The organism is Streptomyces sp. NPDC007983, from assembly GCF_042958345.1.
GTDB lineage: Bacteria > Actinomycetota > Actinomycetes > Streptomycetales > Streptomycetaceae > Streptomyces.
Genome location: NZ_JBIBJI010000013.1, coordinates 163,990 through 178,817 on the forward strand (window position 1 = coordinate 163,990; position 14,828 = coordinate 178,817).

Genomic DNA, 14,828 nt, shown 5'->3' on the forward strand with positions numbered 1-14,828 from the left:
CCTGCATCGGCCTCTCACAGCTCGGCGGCCGCGCTCCCCCGCAGGTAGTCCAGGGGGAGCGCCCGTGCCATCGCCCGGTAGCCCTCGTCGCTCGGGTGCAGATGGTCGCCCGAGTCGTACGACGGCCGCAGCCGCAGCGGGCTGGCCGGGTCGCGCAGCGCCTTGTCGAAGTCCACGACCTCGTCGTAGACCTTCCCGGCCCGGATCTGGGCGTTGACCCGCTCGCGCACCGAGTCCAGCAGCGGGGTGTAGCCGCGGTGGCCGTAGAACGGCGAGAGGGTGGCCCCTATGACCCGCAGGCCCCGGGCGTGCGCCTGCTCGGTCATCCGCCGCAGCCCGTCCACGATCTTGTTCGGGTCGGTCTGGTGGGGGATGCGCAGGATGTCGTTGACGCCCAGCTCGATGATCACGGCCTTGACGTTCGTGCGGTCGAGCACGTCCCGTGTGAAGCGGGACAGCCCGCTGGGGTTGTTCGGCGGGAACTGGGTGCCGTCGCTCAGCACCCGGTTGCCGCTGATGCCCTGGTTGAGCACGCCGAGGCGGGGCGCTCCCGGCTCGGTGCGCAGCCGCTCGGCGAGGAAGTCGGTCCACCGGCGGTTGGCCCCGGCGGTGGAGGTGATGCCGTCGGTGATCGAGTCGCCGAGCACCGCGACCGAGCCCTGCGCCTCCTTGGACCACACGTCCACGGCGCTCAGGTAGCGCCAGAACGGGCTCTGTTCGGTGTACGCGGCGCCCGCCGTGTCCTCCGTACGGTCGCCGCGCGCCAGGTACGAGGTCTGGCGGGCGTGCGGGTGGTACGTCACCGAGCCCGACGCCTGCGGGGCGTAGGTGGTGATCAGCAGGTCGGCGGCGGTCGGGATGTTCATGCGCACCGGGTCGCTGGTGGTGGCCTGGCCGGGCGGAATGGTCACCCAGGAGCGGTTGTCGAAGGTGAGCCGGCGCATGGTGCCGGCCGCGGCCGTCGGGTTGCTGGGGGCGGCCGCCAGCGCCAGCGAGGCATGCGTGATCGTCAGCGGGCGCGCGCTGTACAGGTTGGAGAGCTGGATGCGGGCGCCGGTGCCGCCGATGCTGGTGTGGATGACGTTCCGAATCGACATGCCGGACAGGCCGCGGAGCGTGTTCGGTTCGGCCGCGGCGGCGGACGCCGACCAGGTACCCACCCAGGACCCCGACGAAGCGGGGGCCGCGGAGTTTCGGGTACCCTGCGCGGCCTCGTTCACATTCCGGTCCCGGCCGCCGACCCCGACGAATATCGCGGTCGAGACGAGGACCACCACAGCCGCCAGCGCAGCGAACACGGCATAGGCCGTGCGTCTGGGCATAGGGGGCACGCTCATGGGCGGAGGTCTCCTCGGGCAGCCGGAGCTTCAGGCTCCGAAAGTGAACGGGAACGGCGAGCGACGCTGCTTCGCCGATGCGGTCCGGTCGGTCCTCCATGATCCCATGTCCGGACAGAGGTCCGCCTGTCGGCCTGCCCCCGGTTGGACGGGGTCGCTCCCCCAGACAGACGACGGGAACTCGCCGTTCGTTCCACTCAAGGACGAGTGAGACAGGAACGAGACAATGCAGAGGGGACGGCTCGACCGGGTGGAGGCCATGAACCGGACAACGGCGGACGAAAACGGGCCGATCGCGCCCGGCGTGAGAGCGGCGGCCGGTGGCGTCGCCGCGTTCACGGACACCCCCCTCGACGAGGAGCGGCGGCGCGGCGTGCGCCGGATGAAGACGATCGCCACGGGCATGCTGCTCGCCGTCGCGCTGGTGTACGCGGTCGCCAAGTGGGCGCAGAACTCCGGTGCCGGGGGCTGGGCCGGGTATGTGGCGGCGGCCGCCGAGGCGGGCATGGTCGGCGCGCTGGCCGACTGGTTCGCGGTCACCGCCCTGTTCCGGCGGCCGATGGGGCTGCCCATCCCGCACACGGCGATCATCCCCACGAAGAAGGATCAGCTCGGGGCGACCCTCGGCGACTTCGTCGGCGAGAACTTCCTGTCCGGGGACGTCGTACGGATGCGGCTGCGCGCCGTCGGCATCGGCGGCCGGCTCGGCACCTGGCTGGCCGAACCCGCGCACGCCGACCGGGTGACGGACGAGTTGGCGACCGCGCTGCGCGGCGCGCTCACCGTGCTGCGCGACGCCGATGTGCAGGCGGTCGTCGGCGAGGCGATCACGCGGCGCGCGGACGCCCAGGAGATCGCGCCGGGGCTCGGCAAGCTGCTGGAGCGGATCGTCGCGGACGGCGGCCACCGCCGGGCCGTCGACCTGGTGTGCGTACACGCCCACGACTGGCTGGTCGAGCACAACGAGTCGGTGATGGGCGCGGTGACCGGCGGCGCCCCCGGCTGGACGCCGCGGTTCGTGGACCGCAAGGTCGGCGAGCGGGTCTACCGCGAACTGCTGCGGTTCGTCCGGGAGATGCGCGACATGCCGGACCATCCGGCGCGCGGCGCCGTGGACCGCTTCCTGTCCGACTTCGCCGGGGACCTCCAGTCGGACACCGGCACCCGCGACCGGGTCGAGCGGCTCAAGGGCGAGGTGCTGGGCCGCGGTGAGGTGCAGGACCTGATCGCCTCCACCTGGGCCTCGGTGCGGTCGATGATCGTCGCGGCGGCCGAGGACGAGCGCAGCGAGCTGCGGCTGAGGGCCCGGGCGGCGATCCTGTCGCTGGGCACGCGGATGGTGACGGACCCCACGATGCGCGGCAAGATCGACGGCTGGCTGGAGGACGCGGCCGTCTATGTGGTGACGACCTATCGGAACGAGATCACCTCGCTCATCACCGAGACGGTCGCGGGCTGGGACGCGGAGCACACCTCCCGGAAGATCGAGGCCCATATCGGCCGCGATCTGCAGTTCATCCGCATCAACGGCACCGTGGTGGGAGCGCTTGCGGGGCTGGTCATCTACACCGTCTCGCGGGCGCTGGGCGGCGGCTGACGGGTCGCGTGTCTGGCAGGTGCGCGCCGCAGGGCCTATGGTGCCCCTCCCGGTGGCCTGGGTGGGGAGGTCGGTGTGCGACGGCGGCGGCAGGTCCTTTTGGCCCGGGTGCTGTGGACCGGCGGCGAGATCGCCGTCACCATCGGGCTCGTCGTGCTCCTGCTGGTCGCCCACCAGTTGTGGTGGACCAACCGGGAGGCGCGGGCGGGCGCGAAGCGCCAAGTGGCGGAGCTGGAACAGCAGTGGGACACCGACGATCCCTCGGTGACGGCCCCCTCCGGCGATGCGGGCTCCGCGGAATCCGGCGGTACGGACGACACGGGCGGTACGGCCTCCGGGGGTACGGGCGGTACGCACCGTCAGAACGGCACCGCCACCACCACCCTCCGCGCCGGGACCCCCAACCGGAACCAGACGTACGCGGTGATCCGCATTCCGCGCATCGGGCTCACCGCCCCGATCGCCGAGGGCATCAGCAAGCCGTACGTCCTCAACCAGGGCTACGTGGGCCACTATCCGGGAACCGCCCAGCCCGGGCAGACGGGCAACGTGGCGCTCGCGGGCCACCGCAACACCCACGGCGAACCGTTCCGCCACCTCGATGAGCTGCGCCCGGGGGACCGGGTGAGCGTCGAGACCTTCCGCGCCCGCTTCACGTACGTCGTCGAGCGCACCCTGCCGCGCACCTCGCCCTCCGACGGCACGGTGATCGCGAAGGTGCCGTACAGCTCGTTCCACCCGCGCTACCGGTACACCGAGCCCGGTTCCTATCTCACGCTGACCACCTGCACCCCCGAATACACCTCCCGCTACCGGCTGGTGGTGTGGGCCAGGCTGAAGACGGCCGGGCCGCGCGTTGTCGGTGGCGCCCCTTAGAGTGGTGGTGGCCGAGTGGAGAGGGGGAGCCGCATGACTCATCGCGTCGAGACGCTGCGCATGCACCTGGGCGTTCTCCTCTTCCTGCTGACCGGAGCCCTGCTCACCCAGACCGGGCTGCTCAGCGCCGTCGCCCTCGCCGCCACCACCGCTGCCACCGCCGCCGTCGCGGCCGCGCTGCTGACCTGCGCGGTGCTCGCCGCCCGGGCCCGCGTGCCCGCGCCCCCGGGGCGCATACGCACCGCCATACGGGACCGGGAGCGCCGCACCGCGTTCCTGCCGCAGCGGGACCCCGATGCCGCGGGCCGCCCCAGGCCCCGGGCGCCCGGCCGTCGTCTCCCGACGGCCGCGTAGGCGCACGCACCTTTTTTAGGGCTCGGTTCGCCTCCGGGGCGCCTCAGCCACTGTCGACGGTCGACCGTGCTCGACTCCTCGTTCCTCGGAGTCTCCGCGCGCTCTCCCTTTCGACAGCGGCGCGCCCCTTCGGCTCACTCGCCTGAGGGCGAGTAGCCGCGCCCACGTGGCTCGTCACGCCGATCCGTTTTCTCTTCGGTCATCCGGCCCATGACGAGACCCGTGGAGGGCTCCCATGTCTGTTTTCGCATCCCTCGGCACCCTGCTGACCACCCTGGCCGACCGGCTCGATCCGCTGTTCGGGGCCTCGGCGACGGCCGCCGCCATCGTCCTGTTCACCCTGTGCGTCCGGGCCGCGCTCCATCCGCTCGCCCGTGCGGCGGCGCGCGGCGAGAAGGCCCGGGCCGCGCTGGCGCCGAAGATCGCCGAGCTGAGCCGTCAGCACAGGAACGACCCCGAGCGGCTGCGCCGCGCGATGGCCGACTTGCAGGCCAAGGAGGGGGCGTCCCCGCCGGCGGGCTGCCTGCCGACCCTCGTCCAGCTGCCGGTTTTCTTCGTCATGTACCACGTGTTCTCCACCGGCAGCGGCGCCGGTGATCTGTTGGACCACACGCTGGCCGGGGCTCCGCTCGACGGCCGCTGGGGCGGGGCGCTCGACGGGCAGCGGGGGCTGGTCTACCTGGGCCTGTTCGCGCTGCTCGCGGCCGTCGCGACCTGGACGTACGTCCGCACCCGCAAGGCGGCCCGCGACGCGGCGGTCCCCAGCGCTCCCGGTGCGGCCGGGCTGGCGCGGGCGCTGCCGCTGCTGTCGTTCGGCACGCTCGTCACCGCCGCCGTGGTGCCGCTGGCCGCCGCGCTCTACCTCGCGACCAGCACCACCTGGACCGCGGTGGAGCGGGCCCTGCTGCTCCGCGGACGGTGAGCGGGGCAGACGGGAAGGTGAGCCTTCGGTCCAGTCCGTGAACGGGCTCTTGCGGGCTGGATGAGGCTCGTGGAGGATCAAGCGGCCAGAGGCCATGGAGTCGCCCCTGGCCACCGTCCTGAGACCAGGGAGTTGTGAGGATGAAGCTGCTGCGCGTCGGACCGGTCGGGGCGGAACGCCCGGCCCTCCTCGACCAGAACGGCACCCTCCGCGACCTGTCCGGCCTGGTCCCGGACATCGACGGCACCCTGCTCGCCGACGAGGCGGCACTCGCCCGGATCCGCGAGGCGGCCGCGGCCGAGGGCGCCGACGCGCTGCCGGTGATCAGGGACGGCGGCGTACGGGTCGGCCCGCCGCTGGCCCGCATCGGCAAGATCGTGTGCATCGGGCTGAACTACCACGATCACGCGGCCGAGACCGGCGCCGCCCTTCCGGAGGAGCCCATCCTCTTCATGAAGGCCCCGGACACGGTCATCGGCCCCGATGACACCGTGCTGGTGCCGCGCGGCAGCCTGAAGACCGACTGGGAGGTGGAGCTGGCCATCGTCATCGGCCGCACCGCCCGCTACCTCGACTCCGACGAGGCCGCCCTCGCCGCCGTCGCGGGCTACGCGATCGCGCACGACGTCTCCGAGCGGGAGTTCCAGATCGAGCGCGGCGGCCAGTGGGACAAGGGCAAGAACTGCGAGACGTTCAACCCGCTGGGCCCCTGGCTGGTCACCGCCGACGAGGTCCCCGACCCGCAGGCCCTCGGCCTGCGGCTGTGGGTCAACGGTGAGATCAAGCAGAACGGCACGACGGCCGAGCAGATCTTCGGCGTCGCCCATGTGGTCCGCTATCTGAGCCGGTTCATGACCCTCTACCCGGGCGATGTCATCAACACCGGCACCCCGGCGGGCGTCGCCATGGGCCGCCCCGAGCCCAAGCCGTATCTGCGGGCCGGGGACGTGGTGGAGCTGGAGATCGACGGGCTGGGCCGCCAGCGCCAGGAGTTCAAGGACGCGTGATGCCCGGCGCGGCCCCCGGACGCCACCGGCGCCCGGGGGCCGCGGGGCTCACTTGACCGCCCGCTTCGCCTGCTGGGGCGTGGCGCTCGGCGTCGAGCCGTACGCCTTCAGGAAGCGGTCGCGGAAGCTGTTCATCTTCCACACCGGGGTGTCCGCGCGGGGCATCAGGCCGTCCGCCCAGTTCCAGCTCGAGATCCGCTTCAGCACCTTCGGGTCATGGGCGACGATGGAGACCGGCACGTCCCGGCTCGCGTGGTTGCCGCTGACCCGGGCCAGGGGCTGGTGGTCGCCGAGGAAGACGAGCACGGTGTTCTTGTTGCCGTACTTGATCACGTAGTCGATGAGGGTGTTCACCGAGTACTGGACGGACTTGCCGTACTCCTGCTTCACCTTGGTCGAGTCGGTGAAGACGTCCTCGGGCCGCTTGCCCGCCTTCTCGATGTCCTTGTAGACCGAGCCGTCCCCGACCTTGCTCCACGGGATGGTCTTGGGGATCGGCGCCCACGGCTGGTGGCTGGAGGTCAGGATGTTCAGCGCCATCAGCGGCTTGTCGTGCTTCTTGCCGTGCTCCAGCTGCTCGAACGCCTTCAGCGCGTACTGGTCGGGCATGGTCGACCAGCTGAACTTCGGCCCCTTGTAGCCCAGCTCGCGCGAGTCGTAGACGTGGTCGAGGCCGTAGAACGTGCCCTCCGGCCAGCTCTTCTGCACGCCCGGCATGATGCCGACCGTCCGCCAGGCGCCGGTGCGCTTGAACGCGTGGGTGATGGACAGGTGGTTGCCCGCGGTGACGGTGCGGTAGCGGTTCTGGTTGTCGATCCACAGGCCGGTCAGGAAGGTGGAGTGGCCCAGCCAGCTGTTGCCGCCGTACGTCGCAGAGGTGAGCCAGCCGCTCTTGGCGGCGAATCCGGCCTTGTCCAGCCGCTTGGTCGCCTTCGTGAGCGTCGAGTCGACGCCGGGCGCGATCGCCGGGTCCTCGATCGCGCTGCGGCCGTAGCTCTCGATGAAGGTGAAGATCATGTCCTTGCCGCGCAGCCCGGTCAGCAACTGATCGCCCGGGGTGTCCCCGTACGTGTCGAAGGCGGCCACCTTCTTGAACTCCTGCTCGTCCTTGATGGTCTTCTCCACCCGCTCCGCCCGGTCCTGGACGAGCGCGGAGGTGCTCCTGGACGCCACCGGCAGCCCCGCGACCTGCGCGCCGGCCGACGCGCAGACGACCCAGACGGTCCCGGCCACCAGGGTGGCGCGGGTCGCCACGACGCTGTTGCGGGCCATGACGTCACCGATCCGGAGGACCGCCAGCGCCATGAGGGCGACCACGGCGAGGGCGAGCACCACGATCCCGGCCACGGCGGCCATCGCGGCCGTATGGCCGACCGAGTCCTCCAGGTAGGACTGGGCGTCGTCGAACAGGATCCAGTCGAGGACGACGTTGAACCCGCGGCCCAGGAACTCGTTGAAGCCCATGTCGAGCATGTCGAGGATGGCCAGCGCACCGAGGAACAGCCCCGCCGCCACCGCCACCACTCTCCGGGCCAGGGCCGGCAGGAGGAGCAGCAGACCGGCGCCGAAGATCAGTTCCACCGGGATGCGGGCGAAGTGGTCGACCGTGAGGAGTTCGAGCTTCGTCGGCAGCAGCAGGGCGACGAAGACCAGGGCCACGGACAGGCCGGTCACCGTCCACGACAGGGCGCGCGCGGCGACGGGATACCGGCCGCGCCAGCCGCCACGGCCGGGCGCGACGGCCTGGTCGGGGCCGGGTCCGTCGTCCTCGGTTCCGTCGCCGGGGGTGGCGGCGCCCAGCAGCTCGGACTGCCCGTCGGCCTCGTCCCGGCCCTCGGGGGCTTGGCTCTCGGTGTCCTGGCTCCCGACGCCCTGATCCTTGGAGTCGTCATCGCCCTTGGCTTCGGCGGCGGGCTCGGTGTCGGCCTCGGCCTCGGCCTTGGCATCCGGTGTCCGCTCCGGCGGGCGGTCTTCCGGGGTTTCGCCCTCCTCCGGGGCAGCCTTGTCGGCCTCGTCCTTGTCCGGCAGCTGGCGCATCCCGAAAGTCCTTCCGTGCGTGGCCCGGTGTGACACGGCGGACCAGGCTCGGGGGGTCGAGGGCCGCCGTTATCCGTACGGCCCGGCGGCCGCATGTGTTCAAGGACCAGCAGGTCCGCTGTACGCGTGCACCACGGCGAGGCGTCCGTCCGCGGTGTGCCAGTCGGCGGTCATGGCCCTGACGAAGCGCCACCCGGCGCGCTCGTACAGCCCGATGGCCGCGGTGGCGCCCGAGTCGACCTCCAGCACGGGCCGCAGCCCGTCCGCCACCGCCGCCCGGGCCGCGTGCCCGAGCAGCCCGGCGGCCAGCCCGCGGCGGCGCGCCGCGGTGGTGACGAACAGCCGGGCGACCGCCGCGAGCCCTTCGGCCGGTGCGCCGATGGCGTCCGCGAGGGCGGGACCGGTGCGGGTGAGCATCACATGGCCGAGCACGACGGGTTCTTGTACGGCGGGGTCCTGTACGGCGGGGCCTTCGGCCGTGGTCGCGACCCAGGCGCCGAGCATTCCGTCCGGGGTCAGCCAGCCCTCCGGGTCCTCGGGCCAGTCGACCGGGTAGCGGTCGGCCCGCTGTACGGTCGCGAGCGCGCTGACGCAGGCCGCCAGGTCCTGGCCGGTTCGGGGACGTATCGTCGCTGCGGGCACCGCAGGATCATGGCACGGCGCGGTCGACGGTGCGCAGGGTTATCAGGGCCCCCGCCAGGAAGGCCAGCCCCGCGACGGCCAGCGCCGTACGCAGCCCGGCCAGGGTGCCGGCACCGGCCAGGGCGCCCAGGAGGGCGACGCCGATGACGCCACCGGTCTGGCGGGCCGCGTTGATCACTCCGGAGGCGAGCCCGGCCTGCTCCGCGGGCACGCCGTCGGTGACGGCCGTCGTCGCTGCGGGCATGGTGAACGACATCCCGAAACCGGTGGCCACCAGCGGGAGCACCATCAGCGGATACGGAACATGCGCGGCCGCGGCGGTGAGCCCGGTGAGCGCGAGCAGCCCCGCCCCGCCCGTGACCAGGCCGATCAGCAGCGTGGGCCGCGGGCTGCCGACCCGGGCGGTGAAGCGCCCGGACAGCCAGGAACCGGCCACCGCCATGCCCATCTGCGGCAGCAGCGCCAGCCCGGCGAGCAGCGCGGAGTAGTGCAGGGTCTGCTGGAAGTAGAGGTTGATGACGAACAGTTCGCCGTAGAAGCCGAGATTGATGAGCAGGCCGACCGCCGTGCCCCCGGAGAAGGTGGGCGTACGGAACAGCCCGAGCGGCAGCATCGGCGTGCGGACCGTCCGTTCGACGGCCAGGAACCCGGCCACCGCCAGGACGAACACCAGCGCACTTCCCACCACCAGCGCGTCCACCCCGGAGCGGCCGCCCTCGATCATGGCGAGCGCCAGCGCGGTCAGCGCCGCGACGCCGGTGAGCTGCCCGGCCGGGTCCAGCCCCTTGCCGGTCTGCGCGCGCTGCGCCGGTACGTACCGTGCGGTCAGCGCCATCGCGGCCAGCCCGATGGGCACGTTGACGAAGAACACCCACCGCCAGCCGACCGTGCCGACCAGGACCCCGCCGAGGAGCGGCCCGCCCGCCGCGGCCACCCCGGCGATGCCGCCCCACACCCCGACCGCGCGGGCGCGCGTCGTCCGGTCGGCGTACGCGGCCCGCAGCAGCGCCAGCGAGGCCGGTACCGACAGGGCCGCCCCGGCCCCCTGCGCCACCCGCGCGAGCACCAGCACCGGCACATCGGGGGCCAGCCCGCATCCGAGGGACGACGCGACGAACACCCCGAGCCCGGTCTGGAACACCCGCCGGGCGCCGAAGCGGTCCGCGAGCGCCCCGCCGGACAGCAGCCCGGCCGCCAGCACCAGCAGATAGCCGTCGACCACCCACTGCAGCCCGTTCACGCCCGCCCGCAGATCGCTGCGCAGGGCGGGCAGGGCGACGTTCACGATCGTGCTGTCCAGGATGACCATGAAGTAGCCCGTACACACCGCGACCAGCGCGAACGACAGAACGCGCGCTGGTCCGCGGGTGGTGGATATGCCCGGGTGGCCGGTTTTCGTCGCCATGCACTTCACCGTAGGCGCGAAAAGCTTCGGCACCCGGCGAAGTGATCACGCTGCCCGTTTCAGGCGCCCAGGAACCGTTCCAGGGCGGCCGCCACCAGCGCGTGGTCCTCCGCCTGCGGCAGACCGCTTACGGCGACCGTGCCGACGACGCCCGTGCCCGTCACATGGAGCGGGAAGGCGCCGCCGTGCGCGGCGTAGCGGCCGGGGTCGAGCCGGGAGGACTCCTCGAAGGTCGTGCCCTTCGCCCGGAAGCGGGTGCCGACGAGATACGAGGAGGCCGCGTACCGGTCGACGACCCGGCACTTGCGCTCCAGCCACTCGTCGTTGTCGGCGGAGGTGCCGGGCAGGGCGCGGTGGAAGAGGCGCTGGCCGTTGCGGCGTACGCCGATGGTGACGGCCGCGCCGCGCTCCCGCGCCATGTCGGCGATCAGGCAGCCGAGGCGCCAGGCGTCGTCATGGGACAGGCTCGGGAGGCGCAGCCGGCGCTCCTGCTCCTCCAGGCGGGCGATGAGGTCGGTCAGGTCCGGTGCCGGGGTGCTCACGCGGCGCCCCCGATGTGGACCGTACGGCCCTCAGCCGCCGACACCCGGGCCGCCTCCAGCACCCGCAGCGCCGCAGCCGCCTCGGCCGCGGTGACCGGGGGCGGGGTGCCGTCGCGGAGGGCGGCCGCGATGGCGGCGTAGTACGCGGGGTAGTCGCCGGAGGCGGTGGGGACGGGCCGTCCGCCGCCGGTCAGCGGCGACTCGCCCGCGCCCAGCCGCCCCCACGCGGACTCGGGCTCGGCTCCCCACGCCTCGGCCTCGGAGGGGCGCAGGCCCTCGCGGAGCGCCGCCTCCTGCGGGTCGAGGCCGTATTTCACATAGCCCGCCTCGCGGCCCAGCACCCGGAAGCGCGGGCCGAGCTGGGCAGTGACGGCGCTCATCCACAGCTGTGAGCGGACGCCGTTCGCGTGGTGGATGGCGATGAAGGTGTCGTCGTCCGCTTCCGCCCCGGCGCGGCGTACGTCGACCTCGGCGTAGACGGAGTCGGCCGGGCCGAAGAGGGTGAGCGCCTGGTCGACCAGATGGCTGCCCAGGTCGTACAGCAGCCCGCCGATCTCGGCCGGGTCGCCGGACTCCCGCCAGCCGCCCTTGGGCTGCGGCCGCCACCGCTCGAAGCGCGACTCGAAGCGCAGCACCTCGCCGAGCGAGCCGTCGGCGAGCAGCGAGCGCAGGGTGAGGAAGTCGTTGTCCCAGCGGCGGTTCTGGAAGGCGCTCAGCAGCAGCCCACGGGACTCGGCGAGCGCGGCCAGCTCCTCGGCCTCCGCGGCGGTCCCGGCCAGCGGCTTGTCCACGACGACCGGCAGCCCGGCTTCGAGCGCGGCGCGCGCGAGCGGCACATGGGTGCGGTTGGGGGAGGCGATGACGATCAGGTCCAGCTCATCGGCCCGGGCCCACAGCTCGTCGGCGGACGCGGCGATCCGTACTCCGGGGTGCTCGTCCCGGGCCTGCTTCTGCCGCTCGGGGCTGGAGGTGACGACGGTGTCGAGGGCGAGGCCGTCGGTGGCGGCGATCAGGGGGGCGTGGAAGACGGAGCCCGCGAGGCCGTAGCCGATCAGTCCTGCGCGGAGGGTGCTGTTCTCATCGCTGCTCTTCTCATCCATGCCGCCACTTTGACAACAGCGTTGCCAAAGCGCAAGCGATGACCACAATGGGGGTGTGAACAGCACGATGTCGGGGACGACGGCCGGGCCCGGGGCCAATCTTTCCGCCCTGCGCGGCCACAACGCCGCCCTCGTCCTGCGCCTGCTGCGCGACGCGGGCGAGGAGGGCGTCAGCAGGCTGGAGCTGGCCGACCGTACCGGCCTCACCCCCCAGGCCGTCAGCAAGATCACGGCCCGGCTGCGGGCCGAGCGCCTGGCGGCCGAGGCGGGCCGCCGCGCCTCGACCGGCGGCAAGCCGCGCACCGTGCTCCGCCTGGTCCCGGACGCCCGCCACGCGATCGGCCTGCACCTGGACCGCGACGAGCTGACGGCGGTCCTGGTCGACCTCGCGGGCACGCCGGTGGCCCTCCGTACGGCACGCTTCGACTTCGGCGCCGAGGCGGAACGGGCCCTGACGGCGGCGGCGTCTGAGGTGAAGGCGCTGATCGCCGACGCGGGCGGGGGCGGGCCCGCAGCTGCCGGGCTCCTCGGGGTGGGGGTCGCCGCGCCCGGGCCGCTCGACCACGGCTCCGGTGTCCTGCACCGGGTCACCGGCTTCCCGCAGTGGGACGGGCTCCCGCTGCGCGACGCGCTCGCCCGGCTGCTCGGCCTGCCCGTCGTCCTCGACAAGGACACCAACGCCGCCGCCCTCGGCCTCGCCGCCCGGGCCGCCGTCCCCGTCGATTCGTTCGCGTACCTCCACCTCGGCACCGGTCTCGGTGCCGGGCTCGTGATCGACGGCGGCGTGTACCGGGGCGCGCGGACGGACGCGGGGGAGTTCGGCCACCAAGTCGTCCAGCTCGACGGGCCGCGCTGCGGCTGCGGTAACTACGGCTGCCTCGAAGCCCTGTGCCTGGCCGCCGTCGCCCGCGGCGCACAGGAACAGGCGGCCCGGCTGCTCGGCGTCGGCGCGGCCAACCTCGTACGGCTCCTCGACATCGACCGGGTGCTGCTCGGCGGCCGGATCGCCCTGGCCGCCCCCGAGTCGTACGTACGCGGCGTGGCCGCCGTCCTCGCCGAGGACGCCGCCCGCACCAACCGCCCCACCGTCCCGGTCGACGTCGTACGCGGCGGGACGCGGGCGGTGGTCGAAGGGGCCGCGCAGCTCGTGCTCGCCCCGCTCTTCGCATTGGGCTGATCGAGGGTTTGTTGACGGCCGGTCGGGGTCAATCGGCCGCCCCGCCGGTGTGTCGGCGTGCGGATGCGGAATGTGGCGGAGTGCTCGGGGATACGCCGCTGCCAGCAGAGGTCACCCATGCGCCTGCCCACCGCCCTGTCCTTTCGTGCCGCCTTGCGCGCCGCCGTGCCCGCGGCCGCGCTCGCCCTCGCCCCGGCCCTGTACGGGCTGGAAGCGCACGCCGCCGCGGCCCAACCCGCCCCGGTCTGCGGGGACGAGACCACCTCCGACTTCCCCATCGAGACCCGGCTGCGCGGCGGACCCGACCGCTACGCACGAGGTGCCGGATGGCAGCAGTGGCACCTGGAACTGCGCAACACCACGGACACCGGATGCCGGGCGATCCACCCCGTCGCGGTCCTCGTCGACCAGGGCCACGCGCTGCGGCCCCGTCAGATCCAGTTCGAGTTCCTGGACCCGTACGCGGACGGCGGCACCTGGCGGGAGGTCTCGTTCCAGACGACCGACGAGGACGAGAACATCGGGGTGTTCGAGAAGGACTTCAAGGGATTCACCGTGGAGGCGGGCAAGACGGTCGACGTGACGATACGTTCCCGCTTCACCTCCGACGCCCCCTTGGGCCCGGTCACGGCCAACGCCATCGCCGTACAGCGGCGCGCGGACGACGGGGACTGGGTCGGGCAGTCGAACGACTACGCGTTCCGCATCGATACCGGGGCGGCCCCCAGCGCGGACGGCACGGCGGGGGCGGACAGCGCGCCCGTACCGGATACGCAGCCGAGCGCCGTGCCGGAGCTGGACCCCGAGCCGAGCGCCGAGCCCAGGACGGAGCCGAGCGCCGACCCGACCGGCGAGCCCAGCGCCCCGCCGAGCCCGGCGCGCCGACTGGACCGGAGCCCGGTCGCGGTGCCGCCGAGCCCCGACAGCCCCGACAGCGAGACCAAGACGGATCAGGGCACCCAGGACCCGGCGGATTCCGGCACGGACGAGGACCTGGACGTCGCTACGGATCTGGGTACCGACACGGGCGAGGTGGGCACGGACGAGGCGGGCACGGACGAGGCGGATACGGACGAGGCGGATACGGAGACGGACCCGGGCACCGACACGAGCGCCGAGACCGACACCGACGCCGACAGCGGTACCGACACTGGTACCGACACCGGCACCGACGCCGACAGCGGTACCGACTCCGGCACCGACCTGGGCACCGGCACCGAAACCGACCCCGGCACCGAAACAGGAACCGACCCCGGCACCGGAACAGGAACCGACCCCGGCTACGAAACCGAAGACCCCGGAACGGACCCCGGCACCGAGACAGGAACCGGCACCGACCCCGAGGAGACCGCCCCCGACCAGGGCGACGACCAGCACGAGGAAGACGAGGAGGACGGCGCCCGCCGCCCCGAACACCGGCAGCCCGAGCTGGCCGCGACGGGCCGTGATGTCCGGCTCGCGGGGCTCGGAGTCGTCAGTGTCGGACTGGTGGCCGCAGGCGCCGCCCTCGTCGTGAAGTCCCGGCGCGCCAGGCGCTGAGGACGCGGCCGCTAACCGCCCCGGGGCCCCTCGCCCCGGCGGCGGAGCTCGTCGTCGAGCTTGTCCGAACCGCGCTGGATCGGCTCCGAGTGCTTGCCGCCGGTCCTCTTGTCGGCGGTGTCCGCCCCCTTGCGCGCGGCCTGTCGGCTCTTGTCCGGGTTCTTGCCGATCGCGTCCTTCAGCTTGTCCATGATGCCCATGGCGGTCTCCTAACCGTCGGCTCGCGTTCCCCCTCCCCTCAGGATCGGACAGCTGTGCGGGTCTGTCGCGCTGAGGCCGCGAGGCCCCCGGTT

General features: G+C 73.0%; 14 protein-coding genes. 7 read left to right on the forward strand and 7 right to left on the reverse strand.

Annotated features, from left to right (window positions below):
• Positions 1 to 14: 14 nt before the first annotated feature.
• Positions 15 to 1,322 carry a GDSL-type esterase/lipase family protein gene (locus ACFZCY_RS32170; RefSeq protein ID WP_391181131.1) on the reverse strand — a complete coding sequence of 436 codons (1,308 nt, stop codon included), beginning with the start codon at positions 1,320 to 1,322 and terminating at the stop codon, positions 15 to 17.
• Positions 1,323 to 1,596: 274 nt separating this feature from the next.
• On the opposite strand from ACFZCY_RS32170, the gene ACFZCY_RS32175 reads away from it, so the two are divergent.
• From ACFZCY_RS32175 to ACFZCY_RS32195, 5 genes are all read left to right on the forward strand, one after another.
• Positions 1,597 to 2,934, forward strand: a complete 1,338-nt coding sequence (locus tag ACFZCY_RS32175; RefSeq protein ID WP_391181324.1) for a DUF445 family protein — start codon at positions 1,597 to 1,599, stop codon at positions 2,932 to 2,934.
• A gap of 75 nt (positions 2,935 to 3,009) precedes the next feature.
• Positions 3,010 to 3,810 carry a class E sortase gene (locus ACFZCY_RS32180; RefSeq protein ID WP_391181134.1) on the forward strand — a complete coding sequence of 267 codons (801 nt, stop codon included), beginning with the start codon at positions 3,010 to 3,012 and terminating at the stop codon, positions 3,808 to 3,810.
• A 33-nt stretch (positions 3,811 to 3,843) separates the two neighbouring features.
• On the forward strand, positions 3,844 to 4,164 hold the full coding sequence (locus ACFZCY_RS32185; RefSeq protein WP_055555308.1) for a DUF6412 domain-containing protein: 321 nt from the start codon (positions 3,844 to 3,846) through the stop codon (positions 4,162 to 4,164).
• Between the two features lie 235 nt (positions 4,165 to 4,399).
• Positions 4,400 to 5,086: a membrane protein insertase YidC gene (locus ACFZCY_RS32190; protein WP_391181138.1), complete on the forward strand. Its 687-nt coding sequence runs from the start codon at positions 4,400 to 4,402 to the stop codon at positions 5,084 to 5,086.
• Positions 5,087 to 5,226: 140 nt separating this feature from the next.
• Positions 5,227 to 6,093 carry a fumarylacetoacetate hydrolase family protein gene (locus ACFZCY_RS32195; protein WP_391181141.1) on the forward strand — a complete coding sequence of 289 codons (867 nt, stop codon included), beginning with the start codon at positions 5,227 to 5,229 and terminating at the stop codon, positions 6,091 to 6,093.
• 48 nt (positions 6,094 to 6,141) lie between these two features.
• Here the strand turns inward: ACFZCY_RS32195 and ACFZCY_RS32200 are convergent, their stop codons facing one another.
• From ACFZCY_RS32200 to ACFZCY_RS32220, 5 genes are all read right to left on the reverse strand, one after another.
• Positions 6,142 to 8,130, reverse strand: coding sequence for a sulfatase-like hydrolase/transferase (locus ACFZCY_RS32200; RefSeq protein ID WP_391181143.1), 1,989 nt, complete (start codon positions 8,128 to 8,130; stop codon positions 6,142 to 6,144).
• Between the two features lie 99 nt (positions 8,131 to 8,229).
• Complete coding sequence (locus tag ACFZCY_RS32205; RefSeq protein ID WP_391181146.1) at positions 8,230 to 8,772, reverse strand: GNAT family N-acetyltransferase; 543 nt, start codon at positions 8,770 to 8,772, stop codon at positions 8,230 to 8,232.
• A gap of 7 nt (positions 8,773 to 8,779) precedes the next feature.
• The gene (locus ACFZCY_RS32210; protein WP_391181150.1) at positions 8,780 to 10,177 is read right to left on the reverse strand and encodes a DHA2 family efflux MFS transporter permease subunit; all 1,398 of its coding nucleotides are present in this window, start codon (positions 10,175 to 10,177) and stop codon (positions 8,780 to 8,782) included.
• Between the two features lie 59 nt (positions 10,178 to 10,236).
• Positions 10,237 to 10,719, reverse strand: coding sequence for a heme-degrading domain-containing protein (locus ACFZCY_RS32215; RefSeq protein WP_391181153.1), 483 nt, complete (start codon positions 10,717 to 10,719; stop codon positions 10,237 to 10,239).
• Positions 10,716 to 11,819: a Gfo/Idh/MocA family oxidoreductase gene (locus tag ACFZCY_RS32220; RefSeq protein WP_391181156.1), complete on the reverse strand. Its 1,104-nt coding sequence runs from the start codon at positions 11,817 to 11,819 to the stop codon at positions 10,716 to 10,718. Before ACFZCY_RS32220 ends, ACFZCY_RS32215 begins: the two co-directional genes overlap by 4 nt.
• 67 nt (positions 11,820 to 11,886) lie before the next feature.
• On the opposite strand from ACFZCY_RS32220, the gene ACFZCY_RS32225 reads away from it, so the two are divergent.
• A complete protein-coding gene (locus tag ACFZCY_RS32225; protein ID WP_391181327.1) occupies positions 11,887 to 12,996 on the forward strand; it encodes an ROK family protein in 1,110 nt (369 codons plus the stop codon).
• A 117-nt stretch (positions 12,997 to 13,113) separates the two neighbouring features.
• Positions 13,114 to 14,535: a hypothetical protein gene (locus ACFZCY_RS32230; protein WP_391181159.1), complete on the forward strand. Its 1,422-nt coding sequence runs from the start codon at positions 13,114 to 13,116 to the stop codon at positions 14,533 to 14,535.
• Between the two features lie 11 nt (positions 14,536 to 14,546).
• On the opposite strand, the gene ACFZCY_RS32235 is transcribed toward ACFZCY_RS32230, so the two are convergent.
• Positions 14,547 to 14,735: an Rv0909 family putative TA system antitoxin gene (locus ACFZCY_RS32235; protein WP_391181161.1), complete on the reverse strand. Its 189-nt coding sequence runs from the start codon at positions 14,733 to 14,735 to the stop codon at positions 14,547 to 14,549.
• Between the last annotated feature and the right edge of the window lie 93 nt (positions 14,736 to 14,828).